The organism is Ruegeria sp. CDSA246 (assembly GCF_059611225.1).
Genome location: NZ_JBXWPD010000001.1, coordinates 238,491 through 257,761 on the forward strand (window position 1 = coordinate 238,491; position 19,271 = coordinate 257,761).

Genomic DNA, 19,271 nt, shown 5'->3' on the forward strand with positions numbered 1-19,271 from the left:
CCAATTGGGGGCCGCAAAAATCCCCCGGTTTTGCATGAATTGAGAATACTCGAAACAAGGCGGTCCGCGTGGCCGCCTTAACCCGTTCTGTAAACGGTGATCTTGCATTATTGGTGTGTACGGATCTTGTTGAGGGGTTTTCTAGCCCTTCAAAAACAAGGCCGATTTATCTTTGTGGACTATCCTTGGGTACGGGGATAAACCATTTCAGAACACTGAGATTGCGCGCCGAGAGAGCCATATGCCCACGCTGAACGAAATCCGCTCAACCTTTCTGAATTATTTTGCCAAACAGGGGCATGAAATTGTCGCGTCCAGCCCGCTGGTTCCGCGCAATGACCCGACTTTGATGTTCGTGAACTCGGGCATGGTGCAGTTCAAGAACCTGTTCACCGGCGTTGAAACCCGTGATTATCAGCGCGCCACGACGGCGCAGAAATGCGTGCGCGCCGGCGGTAAGCACAATGACCTCGATAACGTTGGCTATACTGCACGTCACCACACTTTCTTTGAAATGCTGGGCAATTTTTCGTTCGGCAACTACTTCAAACACGAGGCGATCCCTTTTGCGTGGGAGTTGATCACCAAGGAATTCGGTATCGACAAGAACCGCCTGCTGGCAACGGTGTATCACACGGATGACGAGGCGTTTGAAATCTGGAAAAAGGTTGGCGTGCCCGAAGACCGGATTATCCGCATCGCCACCAGCGACAATTTCTGGCAGATGGGTCCGACTGGTCCGTGTGGACCGTGTACGGAAATTTTCTACGACCATGGCGATCACATCTGGGGTGGGCCTCCGGGATCGCCCGACGAAGACGGCGATCGGTTCATCGAAATCTGGAACATCGTTTTCATGCAGAACGAGCAGTTCGAAGACGGCTCGATGGTCGAACTCGACATGCAGTCGATCGACACCGGCATGGGGCTGGAACGGATTGGCGCGCTGCTGCAGGGCAGCCATGACAATTATGACACCGACCTGTTCAAGACATTGATCGAAGCGTCTGCTCATGCCACCGGGGTTGATCCCTATGGCGACCAGAATGTGCACCACCGGGTAATTGCGGACCACCTGCGCGCGACATCCTTCCTGATCGCGGATGGCGTGATGCCTTCCAATGACGGGCGTGGCTATGTGCTGCGCCGGATCATGCGTCGCGCAATGCGTCATGCGCATCTTCTGGGGGCGAAAGATCCGGTTATGTATCAGCTGGTGCCAAGTCTGGTGCAGCTGATGGGCGCGCAATACACTGAGTTGGGACAGGCGCAGCCATTGATCGAAGAGACGCTCCTGTTGGAGGAAACGCGGTTCAAGCAAACCCTCGATCGTGGTCTGAAACTCCTGGATGATGAAGTTGCAGGCTTGCCCGAGGGCGCGGCACTTCCGGGTGATGCGGCATTCAAATTGTACGACACGTATGGGTTTCCGCTGGACCTGACGCAGGACGCCCTGCGTGAAAAGGGTCGTTCCGTGGACACGGACGGGTTCGACGCGGCCATGGCCGAACAAAAAGCCAAGGCCCGTGCGGCATGGGCTGGTTCGGGTGAAGCTGCAGATCAGGCAGTGTGGTTTGATGTGCTGGATACTGCCGGGGCTACGGATTTTCTGGGCTATGACACGGAAAAGGCCGAAGGGCAGGTTGCTGCGTTGGTGGTTGACGGTGCGTTGGTCGACACAATTGAAAAAGGCGGATCTGGCTGGGTGATTGTCAACCAGACACCGTTCTATGGCGAAGCTGGCGGTCAGATCGGTGATACTGGTGAAATCCGGCGTTTGGAAGAACGCGATGACATGGCGCGGGTCGAAGACACCAGAAAATTCGCTGATGGCAAAATCTATGCCCACAAAGTGACCGTTGATCAGGGCGCTTTGTCCAAAGGTGACGCGGTCGAGCTTGAGGTCGACCATGCGCGGCGCACGGCAATTCGCGCAAACCACTCGGCCACGCACCTGCTCCACGAGGCGTTGCGTGAAACGTTGGGCGATCATGTTGCACAGCGCGGCTCGCTGAACGCGGCTGACCGGTTGAGGTTTGACTTCAGCCATTCCAAGGCGCTGAGTGCGGATGAGATCCAAAAGGTCGAACGCGATGTAAATGACTTCATCCGTCAGAACTCGACTGTCGAAACGCGGATCATGACCCCTGATGATGCGCGCGAACTGGGTGCACAGGCGCTGTTTGGCGAGAAATACGGCGACGAAGTCCGTGTCGTGTCCATGGGCAAAGCTCCGACCGGTAAAGGTCAGGATGGCGAGACCTGGTCGATTGAACTGTGCGGCGGCACCCATGTACGTCAGACTGGTGAGATCGGTACTTTTGTGGTTCTGGGCGACAGCGCCAGCAGCGCGGGCGTACGCCGGATCGAGGCTCTGACCGGTGACGAGGCGCTGCGGCATCTGTCCCAGCAGGATCAGCGTCTGGGTCAGATCGCATCAGAACTCAAGGCGCAGCCAGATGACGTTGTTGGCCGCGTCAAAGCACTGTTGGACGAACGCAAATCGCTGCAAAACGAAGTGGCGCAGCTGCGCCGCGATCTGGCCATGGCCGGCGGGGCCGGGCAGAGTGGCGGCGAAGCGCGTGAGGTGAACGGGGTCGCTTTCCTTGCGCAGGCGCTGAACGGCGTATCGGGCAAGGACTTGCCGGCGTTGATTGATGAGCACAAAAGCCGTCTGGGGTCCGGCGCCGTTCTGCTGATCGCGGATGCGGGCGGTAAGGCTGCTGTTGCGGCCGGTGTGACGGCCGATCTGACCGACAAGGTTTCGGCAGTCGATCTGGTTCGTGCGGCCGTCTCAGAACTGGGCGGCAAGGGCGGCGGTGGACGCCCCGACATGGCGCAGGGCGGTGGCAAGGACGCGTCGAACGCAGATGCGGCGATCAAGGCCGCAGAACAGGTTTTGGGAGGATAAGATGGCAGCACTCTGGATTGCTCACGTCACCGTGACGGATGCGGACGCATATGCGAAATACGCAGAACTCGCAGGGCCTGCGATTGCCAAGCACGGCGGGGCGTTTATTGCCCGCGCTGCACGTTATGTCCAACTGGAAGGCAAAGAGCGTCCGCGCAATGTGGTCGCCAAGTTTCCGTCCGTCGAGGCCGCGGTCGAGTGCTATAATTCACCGGAGTACCAGCAGGCCCTGGACCACGCGCGCGGCGCAAGTGAGCGTGAACTGGTGGTTGTAGAAATTACCGAATAAGAATAAGCCAAGTCTGATCCGCGGGTTTTCTGCCAATCAGATCCATTCATGGGCGAAATTCAGCCGAACTGTTCACAAGTGAAGTGAACCGTATTGTGGCAGTTTTCCACCCAATCGGAATCTTCGTGATTCCAGTATCTTATTTTATTGGAATGAGAGTTATTAGGTATCTTCCCGCCTAGATTGTGGCGCTTTTTTCTCAATTCCTGCGCGAAATGGTCATATTGAGTGACGAATTTCCGCCTTTTTTCCCCTTCACTTTCGCCAAAGATTGTACAAGCGCTACCGTTTACCATTAGGTTTTTCTAATCGAATACGGTCCTGCTTGTCGTCAATCGTTGCGTAGACAAGGATCGAGGTACGGGCATGAAATCGGAAGATATCGGACTCAAGGCCGCTCTCGGGCGGTTGAAGACATTTTCAGGTCGGGCAGTGGGGATTGCTGCTTTGGTTTACGGGGCCGCGGTTTTCGCGTCTCAGGCGGATGCGAGCGAGGGCAACTTCATCCGTACTCTTGCGGCGTCCCCTCCGCCTTCCGGTGCGCAGCAGTTGTGCCGACAGTACGCTTGGGCGTGCTCAAGCAAGACGTCAGTACGCATGACGTCCCAACAGGAAATGCAGATCATTGAGCGGATCAACCGTCAGGTCAACGCAACGACGCGCGCGGTTACGGATCAGACGCAATACCGCACCACCGAGCGGTGGGCTTTGCCGACAACGCGCGGCGGGGATTGCGAGGATTTTGCTCTTTTGAAGAAAAGAGATCTGATCAGGGCAGGCGTTGATCCAAACAAATTGCTGATTGCGACAGTGTTGGATACGCGCCGAAATGCACATGCAGTTCTTGTCTATCGCTCCGCTCAGGGCGATTTGGTGCTGGACAATTTGACCAACCGGATCAAACCCTGGTCGGCCACGCGGTATTTGTTCCTTCGGATGCAGGATCCGGCGAAACCCAGCCATTGGGTTGGTGTGTACGGAAGAAGTTAAAAATATCGACTGATCTATCAGGCTATGCATGGCAAAAGGGGCGACACGATAGTCGCCCCTTTGTTTGTCAGGCCGAACGTCGAGACGTTTTCGGCGTTTTTCAAGGCGTCGCCAAAAATTTCAGGCTGCTTTGCGGTTGATCGCGTCAGAGTGTGCCGCCGCTGCCATCGGCGCCGCCGCCACCGGCACCGCCGCCGCTTCCGTCGCTGCCACCGCCACCGGCTCCACCGCCGCTGCCGTCGCTGCCACCGCCGCCGTCGCCGCCACCGCTGCCATCGGCACCGCCACCACCGGCACCGCCACCGCTTCCGTCGCTGCCACCGCCATCGTTGCCGTCGCCATTGCCGCCGCCATTGCCGTCGCCGCTATTGGAGTTTCCACCGTCATTGCTGCCGCCATTACCGCTGCCGCTGTCGGAGTTACCGCCGCCATTGCTGCCACCGTTACCATCGCCGCTGCTGGAGTTTCCGCCGCCATTACTGCCGCCGTTGCCGTCGCCGCTGCCGGAGTTACCGCCGCCGTTGCTACCGCCATTGCCATCACCGCTGCCGGAGTTTTCGCCGCCATTGCTGTCGCCGTTGCCGTCACCGCTGCCGGAATTACCGCCACCGTTGCCACCGTCGTTGCTACCACCGTTGCCGCCGCCATTGCTTCCGCCGCCGTTTCCGCCGCCATTGCCGCTGCCGCCATCACCACCATCGCCGGATTCACCACTTGTGCCGGATACTCCGGCACCGCCGCTGCTTTCGGACGAACCGTTGTTACCACTTGAAGAGCTTCTGTCATCGCCGTCGCTGGTGCGGTTCCTTGCAACGGTTGCCGTCGGGATATCAGTCAAAATCGCTGCGAACAGAGGACAGGCTTGCGATGTGCGGGCCAAGATATCCTCAAAGTCGGCCCGGCGCTGAATGTAGCGCAGCATCCGCTTGTCGACGACTTTGCAACTACAAAGCGTTTCGGTGGATACAGATTGCCGGGCTGTTTTGACTTTGCAAACTTCAGCTGCATGAGCCGCGCTTGTTGCCATCAGTGGGAATGTCGCGGATAAAAATACAAACGAATATAATCGGGATCTTACGCGCATAGCGCTACTCCTTTAAACTCATTACCAACACCTATTAACAAAGTAATTGTGCCACAGTTTGGACAAAAATACATCCGTACTATGCCTCAATTGTTGGTCGAGAAACAGCGATAAACCCCAGTAGATTTGCAACCTATTGGTGAAACTGTATGAAAAACTTAAGAAAAAGCCCGTCAGTAAGACGGGCTTTCTTTTGATTTAGATGGTAATTCTAGAAGTAATTCTGCCACGAACGGCACATTGTTTAGATTATGTAAACAATGTCACAGACCGGTTCAGGCCGATCTTGCCATCCGTTTCCGCTCGTGCGGGTCAAGATAACGCTTGCGCAGTCGAATGGCGTTTGGAGTGACCTCAACCAGTTCGTCATCATCGATATAGGCAATCGCCTCTTCCAGAGAATACTGGATATGAGGTGTCAGGCGCACGGCGTCATCGGAACCGCTGGCGCGCACGTTGGTCAGTTTCTTGCCTTTGAGCGGGTTCACCTCAAGGTCGTTATCGCGTGAGTGTTCGCCGATGACCATGCCCTGATACACGTCGGTTTGCGGGGCAACGAACATCCGGCCGCGCTCTTCCAGGTTCCACAGCGCATAAGCCACGGCCTGTCCGTTTTCCATCGAGATCAGAACCCCCGCACGACGACCCGGGATCGGGCCTTTGTGGGCCGCCCAGCCGTGGAACACACGGTTCAGAACACCGGTGCCGCGTGTGTCGGTCAGGAACTCGCCGTGATATCCGATCAATCCGCGCGACGGTACATGCGCGATAATACGGGTCTTGCCCGCGCCGGCCGGGCGCATTTCGGCCAGTTCACCTTTGCGCGCGCCAGTGATCTTTTCGATCACCGAGCCTGAATATTCATCGTCGACGTCAATGGTGACTTCTTCGATGGGCTCCATGCGCTGACCATCTTCTTCGCGGAACAGAACCTGTGGACGCGAGATGCTGAGCTCGAACCCTTCACGGCGCATGTTCTCGATCAGAACACCCATCTGCAGCTCGCCACGGCCAGCAACCTCAAAGGCGTCGCCGCCAGGTGTGTCGCTGATGCGGATCGCGACGTTCGACTCGGCCTCTTTCATCAGGCGGTCGCGGATAACACGCGACTGAACTTTCTTGCCGTCCCGACCGGCCAGCGGCGAGTCGTTGATGCCGAAGGTCACGGTGATGGTTGGCGGATCGATGGGTTGCGCGGGCAGGGCTTCGTCAACCTGCGGCGAAACCAGCGAGTCGGCCACGGTTGCCTTGCTCATGCCTGCGATGGTGACGATATCGCCTGCTTCGGCCACGTCGATGGGCTGTTGGGCCAGTCCGCGGAACGCCAGGATTTTCGACGCGCGGAAGTTTTCGATCAGCGTGCCATCACGGCTCAGCGCCTTGAGGTTGTCGCCCGCTTTCAAAGTGCCGCTTTCCACGCGACCGGTCAGAATGCGACCGATGAACGGATCGCTGCCCAGCGTCGTGGCCAGCATGCGGAAGGGTTCGTCTTTGTTTTGGACCTGCTTTGGGGCAGGGACGTGATCGACGATCAGATCGAACAGGGCGGTCAGGTCCTTGCGTGGCCCGTCCAGCTCCATATCTGCCCAGCCGGAACGGCCAGAGGCATACATGGCAGGAAAATCCAGCTGATCGTCGTCAGCGCCGAGGTTGGCGAACAAGTCAAAGCATTCATCAAGTGCGCGGTCGGGTTCAGCGTCGGGTTTGTCGACCTTGTTCAGCACTACGATGGGACGCAGGCCCAGAGCCAACGCCTTGGACGTCACGAATTTGGTCTGCGGCATCGGGCCTTCGGCGGCGTCCACCAACAGGACAACACCGTCGACCATGCTGAGGATCCGCTCAACCTCGCCACCGAAATCGGCGTGGCCGGGGGTGTCAACGATGTTGACCCGGGTGCCTTTCCATTCGACCGAGGTCGCTTTGGCAAGGATGGTGATGCCGCGTTCGCGCTCCAGATCATTGCTATCCATGGCGCGTTCGGCCACCGCCTGGTTTTCCCGGAACGCACCGGATTGTTTGAGCAGCTCATCCACCAGGGTCGTTTTACCGTGGTCCACGTGAGCGATGATTGCGATATTGCGCAGGTCCATGAGAGGTCAGCCTTTGAACGGGAAGTTGCCGCGCGCATAACGCGGATTGACTGAATAGGCCAGCCCTAACCGGTCGTCAGTGGCCCGCTGTGCTGGAAAACAGGTGAATGATCAGGATTCCGGCCAATATCATCGCCAAACCGAGCACCGCAGGCCAGTCCAGGCGCTGACCAAAAACAATGAAGCCTATGATGGCGATCAGCACGATCCCCAAGCCTGACCAAATGGCATAGACGATGCCGACCGGCATAAATTTCAGGGTGAGGCCCAGCAGGTAAAAAGCAACTCCGTAACCCACGACAACCAAGACAGAGGGCCAAAACCGGCTGAACTGCTGGCTGGCCTGCAGCGCCGTTGTGCCAATTGTTTCGGCGAAAACCGCCAGCAAAAGGATGAGATAGGCTTTGGGCACGGCAGGTCTCGGTTCAGTTGCAGTTGGGGAGGTTGACCACAAAATCCCAATTCACAACAAGGGGAATTTGAATGGATATCGGGAAAAGTTCGGTGCCGGAAGCACCGGGACTGCCCACCGAAGAGGTCAGGATAACCATACTATTTCAAAGAGAAAAATTCTGATACGAAACGGGTGGTTTTTAGTTTTCTTTTATGAGTTTTTTAATGACGAAATTTGCGATATCCGTGATCGTTGCTTCGGCATTCATAGTGGCGCTTGGGTGGCTTGCGGGCGGGGGGTCCGTCGACATAAACGCAGCCAGTGGTGTTGAGCGGTTTGAAAGTTTTCAGGTTTAAGTGCCTGCCGGAACGATTGGAAAAGGGGCCTTTGCGCCCCTTTTTCTATTGGCTCAACCGACAGTGTTTTCTGAAAAATACGTACTCAGTTGCGGTCGCAACCATGACCACAGCGCCGGTGCGCCGCGGTTGATCGGCGTTCCCACACGGCGTTCGATTTGGGCAAAGGTCACGTTGTAATCGACCCAGGATCCTCCGCTTGTTTCAAGGTTTCCGATCGGGGTTTGAAACCGATCAATTGCCTTGGCAAATTGCGCGTCTGGCGACTCGGCGGCTTCGAACTCCTCCCATAGTGTCCGGAAGGCGTGCTGCGGTGCCTCGGGCAACAACCCGAACAGTCTGCTGGCTGCTGCCTGTTCTTCGGCTTCTTGTGCAGCGTGATCCACTTGACCGTGGATGGGGTGATCTCCGGCGTCGATCTCGACGATGTCATGCAACAGAAGCATTTTCAGGACTCGGTCCATTGATACACCGGGCTGCGCGTATTCCGCCAACACCCAAGCAAACAGCATAATGTGCCAGGAATGCTCGGCCGAGTTTTCAAACCGCTCGCCGGACAACAGGCGTGAGGCGCGGTATACGGATTTCAGGCGGTCTGCCTCAGTCAGGAATGCCAGCCGTTCGGAAAACGCCGTTTCGGGGGTTGGCTGCGCGTGCAGCAGGGCACTGGCCAGAGCGTGTGCTTGGGGGAATTCCCGTGCCAAATACGCGGCGCGACCACTGCTGAGATTTTCCCGGGCTACTTCAACATGATCCGGGTTGGGAGTTGGCGCACACAAGACTTGAAACAGCGGTTGGCATCGGTCCAGATACTTGGCGAATTTCGCGTCCGGCGTCGTGTCGGCCTCGAACTCTTCCCACAGCGCGTGAAACGCAGACGTCTGATCGTCCGGCAAAAGGCCAAACAACTCGTCCGCCGCCGCGCGCTCGGCGCGTTCCACGGCGTTCCAATCGGTTTCCAGGTGAATGGGGTGATCGCCGACGATGATCTCGACCAGATCGTGCAACAGCAGCATGCGTATGACGCGGTTGATGTGCACGTCGTCACCCGCCAACGGCTCCATCGTCAGTGCCCATAAGGCCAGGTGCCAGCTGTGTTCTGCAGAGTTTTCGGGGCGGGACTGATCCAGCAGCGCATTGGCGCGATCGACCGACTTTAGCCTGTCCGCGCGTTTCAGGAATTCAAGTTGCGCGGACAGTCGTTCAGTCATTTCTTTTCAATCGCTTTCACTTGGGATCGATGTTTCGTCAGTGCGTCGATGACAAACTTGCGCGCCTTGCGCTCAGCAATGCGCACACGCATTTCGGTCAGAAAGGCCTCTTCCAAGGTCTGGGAGGAGGCGCCCAAAAGCTCTCCCACCTCGACAAAGAAACGATCATTGCCGGTTTCGTCCATCACCTTCATTGTGTCCTCGGCCAGTTTGGCCGCAAGTGTTGTGATGGTATTCGACATTAGCGCGTGTTCTCGGTCAGGCGACGCTTCACATAGTCACTGACATCGGTGATCAGCGTGTCCATGTGACGGTCCTGGAAGAAGTGATCAGCACCCTCAACCTCGTTATGGGTGATGGTGATGCCCTTTTGTTCGTGCAGTTTGTTGACCAGCGACGTGGTGTCGGCGGGCGGGGCCACACGGTCGGACGAGCCGTTGATGATCAGGCCGGACGAAGGGCAGGGCGCCAGGAATGAGAAGTCATACATGTTGGCTGGGGGCGACACGCTGATAAAGCCCGTAATTTCGGGGCGGCGCATCAGCAGCTGCATTCCGATCCAGGCACCAAACGAGAAACCGGCAACCCAGCAGTGCTTGGAGTTGTTGTTCATCGACTGCAGATAGTCCAGCGCTGACGCTGCATCGCTCAGCTCACCGATGCCCTGATCGTATTCACCTTGGCTGCGGCCCACGCCGCGGAAGTTAAAGCGCAACACGGTAAAGCCCATGTTGTAAAACGCATAGTGCAGATTATAGACCACCTTGTTGTTCATGGTCCCGCCGAATTGTGGATGCGGGTGCAGCACGATGGCAATCGGTGCGTCTTTTTCCTTTTGCGGGTGGTAGCGGCCTTCCAGGCGGCCTTCGGGTCCGGGAAAAATCACCTCGGGCATGTGTGCTTTGGTCCTGTCTTTTTCTTCCTGATGCCACGATATACTTGACGGTAATCGTAAGGCACTTTAGAACGGTTCTAATTATGATGCTTTGCGCAAGGCGCTGCCTGTCGGAGATACGCACTGGCGGCGGCGGCGTCAATGTTTTCGCTTATAACCTGCCATGAGGGAAAGACAATGAAGCTTTCGACAAAGGGTCGTTACGCGATGGTTGCACTGGCTGATATTGCTCTACAGCCCTCGGACCGCTTGGTGACGCTTAGCGAAATTTCCGAACGTCAGGATATCTCGCTTCCTTATCTCGAGCAGCTTTTCGTCAAATTGCGCCGGGCCGAACTGGTTTCGTCCGTACGTGGACCGGGCGGCGGGTATCGTTTGGCGCGGCCTGCTTCCGAGATTCGGGTGGTCGAAGTTCTGGCGGCGGTGGATGAAACCGTGGACGCGCTGCAAAAAGGTGCTGGTGCATCTGGGGCATCCTCGGGCAGCCGGGCGCAGTCATTGACCAACCGTCTTTGGGAAGGTCTTAGTGCGCACGTCTACGTCTTTTTGCACCAGACGCGCTTGTCAGATGTAATCAAGAACGATCTGGCACCGTGCCCGGCAGTTCCCAGTCTGTTTTCCATCGTTGATGTGTGATCTAATGCTGTTTGCCTCTTGGGTTTCTTCCCCGCTTTGCGACGACGAAAAGATGTATCCATGAATCGTATTTATCTGGATCATAACGCAACAACACCGCTGCGCCCCGAGGCGCGTGAGGCCATGGTGGCAGCGATGGATTTGTGCGGGAACCCCTCATCCGTTCACGCCGAAGGCCGCGCGGCCAAGGCTCTGATCGAACGGGCAAGGGCGCAGGTTGCAGCCGCATTTGGTGCGGATGGGGCAGACGTTGTATTTACATCAGGTTCGACCGAAGGGGCCGCGCTGACATTGGGCAATCGTGATTTGCACGGGTCCGCGATTGAGCATGACGCGATCAGATCATGGATTACCGAAGACTTGCCCACGTCGCAATCCGGTCAGGTGGATGTGTCAAACCCCGAGCAGTCGACCCTGCAATTGGCGAACTCCGAGACGGGGATTGTTCAATCTTTGCCAAACGGATTGGCCGTGACGGATGCGACACAGGCCTTTGGCAAGTTGCCGGTGGCCTTTAACTGGCTGGGCGTCCAGATGGCGTTGATTTCGGCCCACAAGATGGGCGGCCCGAAAGGGATTGGCGCGGTGGTGATGAAACGTGGCACCGAACTGCCTGCAATGATCAAAGGCGGTGGGCAAGAGATGGGCCGACGGTCAGGCACCGAAAATGTCATTGGAATCGCGGGGTTCGGGGCTGCAGCTGAAGCTGCGGCGCGGGATCTTTCAAATGGTATCTGGGAACAGGTTCGTGAATTTAGAAATATTCTAGAAAATGCCCTTGAGGCTGGTTCTAAATCTACTATTTTTGTCGGGAAAGGTCAGGACCGCCTTCCGAATACCTCGTGTTTCGCAATCCCCGGCTGGAAGGGCGAAACGCAGGTCATGCAGATGGATCTGGCAGGTTTTGCTATCAGTGCAGGTTCTGCCTGTTCCAGCGGCAAGGTCCGGGCAAGCGCGGTGCTGACCGCGATGGGTTTTGATGAGGTCACAGCAGCAAGCGCCATCCGCGTGTCTCTGGGACCTTTGACCACTGAAGAAGATGTGCTGCGTTTCGCCGAAACGTGGCTTGAAAAAGAAAAGAAGCATCGCGCGCGCGCCGCGTGATCTGACGGAGGTGTCATATGGCCGCTTTGGACCAGACCCAGGTAAAAGAGGGTGTCGATCAAGAAACCGTGGACGCGGTACGCGAGGTCAGTACCTACAAATACGGTTGGGATACCGATATCGAGATGGAGTACGCGCCCAAGGGCGTGAACCCGGATATCGTCCGGCTGATCTCGGAAAAGAATGAAGAGCCCGAATGGATGACCGAATGGCGTCTGGCGGCCTTCGAACGCTGGACCAAGATGGATGAGCCGAACTGGGCTATGGTCCACTATCCCAAGATCGATTTCCAGGACCAGTATTACTATGCCCGTCCCAAGTCGATGGAGGAGAAGCCGAAGTCGCTGGACGAGGTCGATCCAAAGCTGCTGGCTACTTACGAAAAGCTGGGTATCCCGCTGAAAGAACAGATGATTCTGGCCGGCGTTGAAGGTGCCGAGGATATGCCCGCCGAGGGTCGCAAGGTGGCCGTGGATGCGGTGTTCGACTCGGTTTCGGTTGGCACGACCTTTCAGGACGAACTGGCCAAACACGGTGTGATCTTCTGTTCGATCTCAGAGGCGATCAGGGAACACCCTGAACTGGTCAAAAAATACCTTGGCACAGTGGTCCCCGTCTCGGACAACTTTTACGCCACGCTGAACTCGGCCGTGTTCTCGGATGGCTCGTTTGTCTACATCCCGCCAGGTGTACGCTGCCCGATGGAGCTGAGCACCTATTTCCGCATCAACGCGGAAAATACGGGTCAGTTTGAACGCACGCTGATTATCGCGGACAAAGGTTCTTACGTTTCGTATCTGGAAGGCTGCACCGCACCGCAGCGCGATACAGCTCAGCTGCACGCCGCCGTTGTTGAGATCATCATCGAAGAAGATGCCGAGGTGAAATACTCGACCGTTCAAAACTGGTTCCCCGGGGATGAAAACGGCAAAGGCGGTATCTATAACTTCGTGACCAAGCGCGCCGATTGCCGGGGTGACCGGTCCAAGGTGATGTGGACCCAAGTGGAAACCGGATCCGCCGTGACCTGGAAGTACCCGTCCTGCATCCTGCGCGGTGATGAAAGCCAGGGTGAGTTTTACTCGATCGCCATTACCAACAACATGCAGCAAGCTGATACCGGCACCAAAATGGTGCATCTGGGCAAGAACACCAAGTCGCGCATCGTGTCCAAAGGGATCAGCGCGGGTAAAGCGCAGAACACCTATCGTGGTCTGGTTTCGATGCACCCGAAGGCGAAGGACAGCCGCAACTATACCCAGTGCGACAGCTTGCTGATCGGTGATAAATGCGGGGCTCACACGGTGCCGTATATCGAGGTTCGCAACAATTCATCGCGCGTGGAGCATGAGGCGACGACATCCAAAGTGGATGACGATCAACTGTTCTACTGCCGTCAGCGCGGCATGGACGAGGAAGAGGCCGTGGCCCTGGTCGTCAACGGGTTCTGCAAGGACGTCCTGCAGGCGTTGCCGATGGAGTTTGCCATGGAAGCGCAGCAGCTGGTGGCCATCAGCCTTGAAGGATCAGTGGGTTAACCCCGCATTTCTCTGAATTCAGAACATATCGGGGCCGGATGGCCCCTTGCGGTACGCAAAAGGACAAAAAATGCTGGAAATCAAAAACCTGCACGTGAAACTTGAGGAAGAAGAAAAGCAAATCCTTAAAGGTGTCGACCTGACCGTCGAGGCCGGAAAGGTGCATGCGATCATGGGGCCGAACGGCTCGGGCAAGTCGACACTCAGCTATGTGCTGTCGGGCCGCGATGGGTACGAAGTGACCGAAGGCTCTGCCACGCTGGAAGGTGAGGACCTTTTGGAGATGGAGCCGGAAGAGCGCGCTGCGGCGGGTATCTTTTTGGCATTCCAGTACCCTGTGGAAATCCCGGGCGTTGGTAACATGACCTTCCTGCGCACGGCCGTGAACGCTCAGCGCAAGGCGCGCGGCGAAGACGAATTGTCAGCTGCTGATTTCCTGAAGGAAGTTCGGGCCAAGGCGAAATCGCTGAAAATCGACGCGGATATGCTGAAGCGCCCTGTGAACGTCGGCTTCTCGGGTGGTGAGAAGAAGCGTAACGAAATCCTGCAGATGGCGATGCTGGAACCCAAGATGTGCATTCTTGACGAAACGGATTCGGGTCTGGACGTCGATGCGATGAAACTGGTGGCCGAAGGCGTGAACGCGTTGCGTGATGAAGGCCGTGGTTTCCTGGTCATCACCCACTATCAGCGCCTGTTGGACCACATCAAACCCGATGTCGTGCACATAATGGCAGACGGTCGAATCGTTAAAACCGGCGGTCCCGAACTGGCATTGGAAGTTGAAAACAACGGTTATGCCGACATCCTGGCCGAGGTGAACTGATGGCTTTGCCCGAAGTAAAGCAAACCGCGACCGAGGCACGGCTGGCCACGCTGACCATGCCCGATGCCGGGTGCACCCGTGCCGCACGCGAGGACGCGCTGGCTCGTGTGTTGGAAATGGGTCTGCCGGGTCGGCGCGACGAATATTGGAAGTACACGCGCCCCGACACGCTGATTTCGGCCGAACAGCCGCATGCCGCTTTGTTCCACTCGGACGAACCGCTGCTGTTTGGCAATCTCGACCGGTTGAAGATCGTGTTCATCGACGGTGTGTTCAGCGCTGAAGACTCGGATGATCTGGAACTGGAAGGTGTCAATATCGACCGGATCGAAGATATCTGCTGTAAGGATATTCACTGGGCCAAAGAGTTGTACGGCGTTCTGGAATCGCGCGGGCAATCCCCGGTTCAGCGGCCGTTGGCTGCTTTGAATACCGCCTTTGCCGCAGATGGCGTTGCGATCCACGTCACCGGCAAACCGACCAAGCCGATCAGCCTGATCTATCGCCATGCATCCGAGACCTCGGACGCCATGCTGCATCACATCATCCGTGTCGAAAGCGGCGCTGAAGTGACGGTTCTGGAAAACGGTCCTGCGGCGTCGCGGTTCAACAAATGCATCGAGATCGACATCGCCGATGGCGGTACATTGCATCACGTGCGCGCGCAGGGCAGGGACCATGAACGTCGCGCCGCGACACACATGTTCACGCGGCTGGGACAGAAATCTGTCTTTAAATCCTTCACGCTGACAGTGAATGGAGTTTTGACACGTAACGAACAGGTGATCGAACTGACCGGCGACGACGCTATTGCTCATGTGGCAGGCGCCTGCGTAGGTGATGGTGATTTTCACCATGACGACACGGTTTTCGTTACCCATGACGCAGTGAACTGCGAAAGCCGCCAGGTCTTTAAGAAAGTTCTGCGCAACGGCGCGACCGGCGTGTTCCAGGGTAAGATCCTGGTCAAAGAAGGCGCACAGAAGACTGATGGATATCAGATCAGCCAGTCCTTGCTGCTGGATGATGACAGCCAGTTCCTCGCCAAGCCCGAACTTGAGATCTATGCCGATGATGTTGCGTGTTCACATGGCTCGACCTCGGGTGCGATTGATGAGACGGCGCTGTTCTACCTGCGTTCGCGTGGGGTTTCGGTTAAGGACGCCACCAATATGCTGACACTGGCATTTTTGGCCGAAGCCGTCGATGAGATCGAAGATGAGGCATTGGCAGAGGCCATCGTGAACCGCCTTGAAGGCTGGCTGTCGCGACACATCTGATGCCTTTGACCTCGGATATCGTGGCCACTTATCGGGGGCCGGGTCGTGTCGTGCGGCGGCTTCTTGACCTTGGCCCGCGCGAGGACAGGGCGTTGATGTTTGTCATGGCGTTCTGCGTCGTGGCATTCATCGCGCAATTGCCCAGCCTTGCGCGACGCGCGCATATCGAAGGGCTAGAACTGGATATGTTGATGGGCGGTGCCTTGATGGGCACCGTCATTATTCTGCCTCTGTTTTTCTACCTGCTGGCATTTGTCTCATACGGCGCGGCCCGATTGGTCGGCGGTCAGGGGACGTCCTATGGCGCTAGATTGGCTCTGTTCTGGGCGCTATTGTCCTCAACACCTCTGGTTTTGTTGAATGGTTTGGTCGGTGGTTTCATAGGATCTGGCCCGGCCCTGACACTCGTCGGGATCGTCTGGTTCGCAGTTTTCCTGTGGTTCTGGCTGGCAGGTCTCAGTCAAGCGCAAAGGCGGCAAGAATGAATCCCACTGGCTTTGTCGATCTTGCGATCTTGACCCTGACACACCCCGCCCAAGCGGCCCGACGCCTTTTGGACATGCGGCCTGGGCGTGAATTCCTATGGCTGGCTTTCTTTTTGGCTGTGGTGCTGAATGGCCTTGTGCAACTGGGTATTGATCACTTGATTCCCGTCCCCAGTGGTGAATCCGTACCCCCACCTACGCCTGTGTTCCTGGGTCTGGTCCGATCTGCGGGCGCCATGTTGCTCAGCGTCGGGGCATTCCTGTTCGTGGGGCGGTTACTGGGTGGCCGTGCAACATTCGATGACATTCTGACGCTGACGATCTGGCTGCAATACCTTCAGATCGCTGCGATGGTGATCACGCTGGTCATCACCATCGTGCTGCCGTTTTTGATGCTTATGTTTTTGCTGGCCACGGCGATTATCAGCCTTTACGTCACGCTCCATTTTCTGAATGAAGCGCATCAGTTCGGTTCGCTTGCTAAATCCTTCGGGGTCATCGTGTTATCTGCCTTGATTGCAGTGCCCTTTGTCCTCGCATTAACGCCCGGCGGCCCCGTATAGGGAATAAAAGACCATGTATGACGTGCAGAAAATCCGCTCAGACTTTCCAATCCTGTCTCGGGAAGTGAACGGCAAGCCGTTGACCTATCTGGACAATGGCGCATCGGCGCAGAAACCGCAGGTCGTGATTGATGCGGTGACACGGGCATATTCCGAAGAATACGCGAATGTTCACCGCGGCCTGCATTACCTGTCCAATCTGGCGACCGAAAAATACGAATCCGTTCGCGGAACCATCGCCCGTTTTCTGGGCGCGGCGGACGAGGATGAAATTGTCTTGAACTCAGGCACGACCGAAGGCATCAATCTGGTCGCCTATGGCTGGGCCATGCCGCGCATGCAGGCCGGGGATGAGATCGTGCTGAGCGTGATGGAACACCACGCCAATATCGTTCCCTGGCATTTCCTGCGCGAACGTCAGGGCGTCGTCCTGAAATGGGTCGACGTGGACGCTGACGGTGGCCTTGACCCGCAGGCCGTGATCGACGCGATCGGTCCCAAGACCAAGCTGGTTGCAGTGACCCAATGTTCGAACGTGTTGGGCACGGTGGTCGATGTCAAAGCGATCACAGAAGGCGCGCACGCAAAAGGCGTACCGGTGTTGGTCGATGGCAGCCAGGGTGCCGTGCACATGCCTGTCAATGTCGCTGATATCGGATGCGATTTCTATGCAATTACTGGCCACAAGCTTTATGGCCCTTCGGGGTCGGGTGCGATTTACATAAAATCCGAACGCATGGCCGAGATGCGCCCCTTTATCGGTGGCGGCGACATGATCAAAGAGGTCAGCAAGGACCAGGTGATCTACAACGACCCGCCAATGAAGTTTGAGGCCGGAACGCCCGGTATTGTCCAAACCATCGGTCTGGGTGTTGCGCTGGATTACATGATGGATCTGGGGATGGAAAATATCGCCGCTCATGAGGCCAGGTTGCGCGACTATGCTATGCAGAAACTGACCGGTCTGAATTGGTTGCAGGTTCAGGGCACACGCCCGGACAAGGCCGCGATCTTCAGCTTTACGATGGACGGGGCCGGGCACGCACATGATGTCTCGACCATTCTGGACAAGAAAGGCGTGGCTGTTCGTGCCGGGCACCACTGCGCTGGTCCGCTCATGGATTTCTACGGTGTCACGGCGACTTGCCGCGCAAGCTTTGGTCTGTACAACACCACGGACGAGGTCGACATACTGATCGACGCGCTGGAATTGGCACATGATTTGTTTGCGTGAAACCTGGCCGATCCGGAAAGATTTGCAGTTGCACCCGGATCGGAACAAGGTTAGCTAACGGCCAAGGCACCTGTAGCTCAGCTGGATAGAGCGCTGCCCTCCGAAGGCAGAGGCCAGAGGTTCGAATCCTCTCAGGTGCGCCATTACTATTAATGGCTTACGGCTAGCTGGGTGATGATTTTGCCCTCTTAAGCCCGCTTTCGCTTCGGCATTCAATTGATCGGGCCGTGAAATGCACCAGCTCAGAACTGCCGCTATCGTGAAAGACCGAATGCCTTGCGATACTTTGGGATAAAAAGCTCTTTTCCCTTCATCTTGCGGGTGATCCAATCGCCAACCGTCGCAAAGAGCCAACTATTGCCGACATGAGGTCCCAGCGGAACGAGGATTGGTGCCTTCTTCCAAGGCGCATAGGGCTTTTGATCTTCGACCGCCTGTCCCTTCAACACCTGTTTCAATGTCTTGATCAACCATGGGTTTTGTCTGGTGATCGCGACAATCGTCATACCGTCACCAATGTCGGCGATGTCGCCCGCGATGAAGACATTCGGAAAACCCGACGGGCGCATCCATTTGTCGGTCTTGACCCGACCGGATGGTAGAGCATTCACGCCAGGCAAAGTCTGAATCAAGGTCGAATTTGGTTTTGATCCGACGACCGGAAACACCAGATCAGCCGAGACAACCCGGCCATCGGTCAGTTTCACTGATCCCGCGTAAGGCATATCCATACGCTGTAGATCCTCGGCCCTTTGACCAAGCACGACAGATACACCGGCGCGTTCAAGTTTGCGTTTGATCTGGTTGCCAAACTTAGCGGGATACATCGGGAAAAGGGTGTCGTCCGACGAAATCAAAGTGATGTCCTTGTCCGGTCGTGCCGCAGCAATTTCCCCCGCCAGTTCTGTGCCAACAGCACCAGCCCCGACGATTGCCACCGATTTCGCGGCTGCCAATTGCGCGCTGACATCCGCGCTGGCCCGACGAAAATCATCGATGCTGTCGCCCGATGGTTTGAACGGTGCCGCATAGGACGAACCTGTGGCCACGACGATGAAATCAGCGGGATGGACATTGCCATCTTCCAGGGTCACTTCGGTTTGAGACACCGATACAGCGCGGCCACGCACGACCCGCCCGGTCTTTAGCAGGCGATCATACGGCAGAACGATCTGATCCAGCAAAGCAGGATCCAAGAGCGCCCGGATTGTTGCCGGCGGCTGCACAAAAGCTTCGCGTTGCTCAATCAGTGTGACATCGGCATGCGCATCCAATTCTTTGGCAACTTCAAAGCCGACATATCCGCCACCAACAATCACTACCTTCTTCTTGCTCATCCCAATCCTCATTGCATTTGGGTGTTCCGGGCAGTAGTTAGAAAT

Annotated in this window: 19 protein-coding genes and 1 tRNA gene; 13 read left to right on the top strand and 7 right to left on the bottom strand. The window is 56.7% G+C overall.

Features of this window, described 5'->3' with window-relative positions; all coding sequences use genetic code 11:
• Positions 1-241: 241 nt before the first annotated feature.
• The 3 genes from alaS to AC2FI9_RS01170 all read left to right on the top strand — a co-directional run bounded on the left by alaS (position 242) and on the right by AC2FI9_RS01170 (position 4,190).
• Positions 242-2,911: an alanine--tRNA ligase gene (gene alaS / locus AC2FI9_RS01160; protein ID WP_496764820.1), complete on the top strand. Its 2,670-nt coding sequence runs from the start codon at positions 242-244 to the stop codon at positions 2,909-2,911.
• A gap of 1 nt (position 2,912) precedes the next feature.
• On the top strand, positions 2,913-3,200 hold the full coding sequence (locus AC2FI9_RS01165) for a DUF1330 domain-containing protein (protein WP_472723800.1): 288 nt from the start codon (positions 2,913-2,915) through the stop codon (positions 3,198-3,200).
• Positions 3,201-3,566: 366 nt separating this feature from the next.
• Positions 3,567-4,190, top strand: a complete 624-nt coding sequence (locus AC2FI9_RS01170) for a transglutaminase-like cysteine peptidase (RefSeq protein ID WP_496727097.1) — start codon at positions 3,567-3,569, stop codon at positions 4,188-4,190.
• A gap of 145 nt (positions 4,191-4,335) precedes the next feature.
• Here the strand turns inward: AC2FI9_RS01170 and AC2FI9_RS01175 are convergent, their stop codons facing one another.
• The 3 genes from AC2FI9_RS01175 to AC2FI9_RS01185 all read right to left on the bottom strand — a co-directional run bounded on the left by AC2FI9_RS01175 (position 4,336) and on the right by AC2FI9_RS01185 (position 7,779).
• A complete protein-coding gene (locus AC2FI9_RS01175; RefSeq protein WP_496764822.1) occupies positions 4,336-5,112 on the bottom strand; it encodes a hypothetical protein in 777 nt (258 codons plus the stop codon).
• Positions 5,113-5,549: 437 nt separating this feature from the next.
• Complete coding sequence (gene typA, locus AC2FI9_RS01180) at positions 5,550-7,367, bottom strand: translational GTPase TypA (protein WP_496764824.1); 1,818 nt, start codon at positions 7,365-7,367, stop codon at positions 5,550-5,552.
• 76 nt (positions 7,368-7,443) lie between these two features.
• The gene (locus AC2FI9_RS01185) at positions 7,444-7,779 is read right to left on the bottom strand and encodes a DMT family transporter (protein WP_282151243.1); all 336 of its coding nucleotides are present in this window, start codon (positions 7,777-7,779) and stop codon (positions 7,444-7,446) included.
• 206 nt (positions 7,780-7,985) lie between these two features.
• Here AC2FI9_RS01185 and AC2FI9_RS01190 point away from each other — a divergent pair, with 206 nt between their 5' ends.
• Complete coding sequence (locus AC2FI9_RS01190) at positions 7,986-8,117, top strand: hypothetical protein (protein ID WP_472723796.1); 132 nt, start codon at positions 7,986-7,988, stop codon at positions 8,115-8,117.
• A gap of 53 nt (positions 8,118-8,170) precedes the next feature.
• Here AC2FI9_RS01190 and AC2FI9_RS01195 read toward each other — a convergent pair whose 3' ends face one another.
• Genes AC2FI9_RS01195 through AC2FI9_RS01205 form a run of 3 tightly spaced genes read right to left on the bottom strand, consistent with a single transcriptional unit; the run spans position 8,171 to position 10,223 of the window.
• A complete protein-coding gene (locus AC2FI9_RS01195) occupies positions 8,171-9,328 on the bottom strand; it encodes an HD domain-containing protein (protein ID WP_496764826.1) in 1,158 nt (385 codons plus the stop codon).
• On the bottom strand, positions 9,325-9,570 hold the full coding sequence (locus AC2FI9_RS01200; protein WP_058271680.1) for a hypothetical protein: 246 nt from the start codon (positions 9,568-9,570) through the stop codon (positions 9,325-9,327). Before AC2FI9_RS01200 ends, AC2FI9_RS01195 begins: the two co-directional genes overlap by 4 nt.
• Positions 9,570-10,223, bottom strand: a complete 654-nt coding sequence (locus AC2FI9_RS01205; protein WP_058271679.1) for an alpha/beta hydrolase — start codon at positions 10,221-10,223, stop codon at positions 9,570-9,572. Before AC2FI9_RS01205 ends, AC2FI9_RS01200 begins: the two co-directional genes overlap by 1 nt.
• 177 nt (positions 10,224-10,400) lie before the next feature.
• Here AC2FI9_RS01205 and iscR point away from each other — a divergent pair, with 177 nt between their 5' ends.
• The 9 genes from iscR (at position 10,401) to AC2FI9_RS01250 (ending at position 18,032) form a co-directional block, all read left to right on the top strand.
• Positions 10,401-10,859 carry a Fe-S cluster assembly transcriptional regulator IscR gene (gene iscR / locus AC2FI9_RS01210; RefSeq protein ID WP_496764828.1) on the top strand — a complete coding sequence of 153 codons (459 nt, stop codon included), beginning with the start codon at positions 10,401-10,403 and terminating at the stop codon, positions 10,857-10,859.
• 60 nt (positions 10,860-10,919) lie between these two features.
• Positions 10,920-11,963, top strand: coding sequence for a cysteine desulfurase family protein (locus tag AC2FI9_RS01215; protein ID WP_496764830.1), 1,044 nt, complete (start codon positions 10,920-10,922; stop codon positions 11,961-11,963).
• Positions 11,964-11,980: 17 nt separating this feature from the next.
• Positions 11,981-13,501, top strand: coding sequence for a Fe-S cluster assembly protein SufB (gene sufB, locus AC2FI9_RS01220; RefSeq protein ID WP_058271676.1), 1,521 nt, complete (start codon positions 11,981-11,983; stop codon positions 13,499-13,501).
• Between the two features lie 70 nt (positions 13,502-13,571).
• A complete protein-coding gene (sufC, locus tag AC2FI9_RS01225; protein WP_113790584.1) occupies positions 13,572-14,327 on the top strand; it encodes a Fe-S cluster assembly ATPase SufC in 756 nt (251 codons plus the stop codon).
• Entirely contained in the window at positions 14,327-15,607 is a 1,281-nt protein-coding gene (locus tag AC2FI9_RS01230; protein WP_496764832.1) for a SufB/SufD family protein, read from the top strand. The genes sufC and AC2FI9_RS01230 overlap by 1 nt, the downstream gene beginning before the upstream one ends.
• A complete protein-coding gene (locus AC2FI9_RS01235; protein WP_058271673.1) occupies positions 15,607-16,092 on the top strand; it encodes a YIP1 family protein in 486 nt (161 codons plus the stop codon). Before AC2FI9_RS01230 ends, AC2FI9_RS01235 begins: the two co-directional genes overlap by 1 nt.
• Positions 16,089-16,655 (top strand): Yip1 family protein, encoded by a 567-nt coding sequence (locus AC2FI9_RS01240; protein ID WP_496764834.1) that lies wholly within the window; start codon positions 16,089-16,091, stop codon positions 16,653-16,655. The genes AC2FI9_RS01235 and AC2FI9_RS01240 overlap by 4 nt, the downstream gene beginning before the upstream one ends.
• Before the next feature lie 13 nt (positions 16,656-16,668).
• Positions 16,669-17,889: a cysteine desulfurase gene (locus AC2FI9_RS01245; RefSeq protein ID WP_496764836.1), complete on the top strand. Its 1,221-nt coding sequence runs from the start codon at positions 16,669-16,671 to the stop codon at positions 17,887-17,889.
• A gap of 66 nt (positions 17,890-17,955) precedes the next feature.
• Positions 17,956-18,032: transfer RNA gene (locus tag AC2FI9_RS01250), tRNA-Arg, on the top strand.
• Positions 18,033-18,143: 111 nt separating this feature from the next.
• Here AC2FI9_RS01250 and AC2FI9_RS01255 read toward each other — a convergent pair.
• Positions 18,144-19,238, bottom strand: a complete 1,095-nt coding sequence (locus AC2FI9_RS01255) for an NAD(P)/FAD-dependent oxidoreductase (RefSeq protein WP_496764838.1) — start codon at positions 19,236-19,238, stop codon at positions 18,144-18,146.
• Between the last annotated feature and the right edge of the window lie 33 nt (positions 19,239-19,271).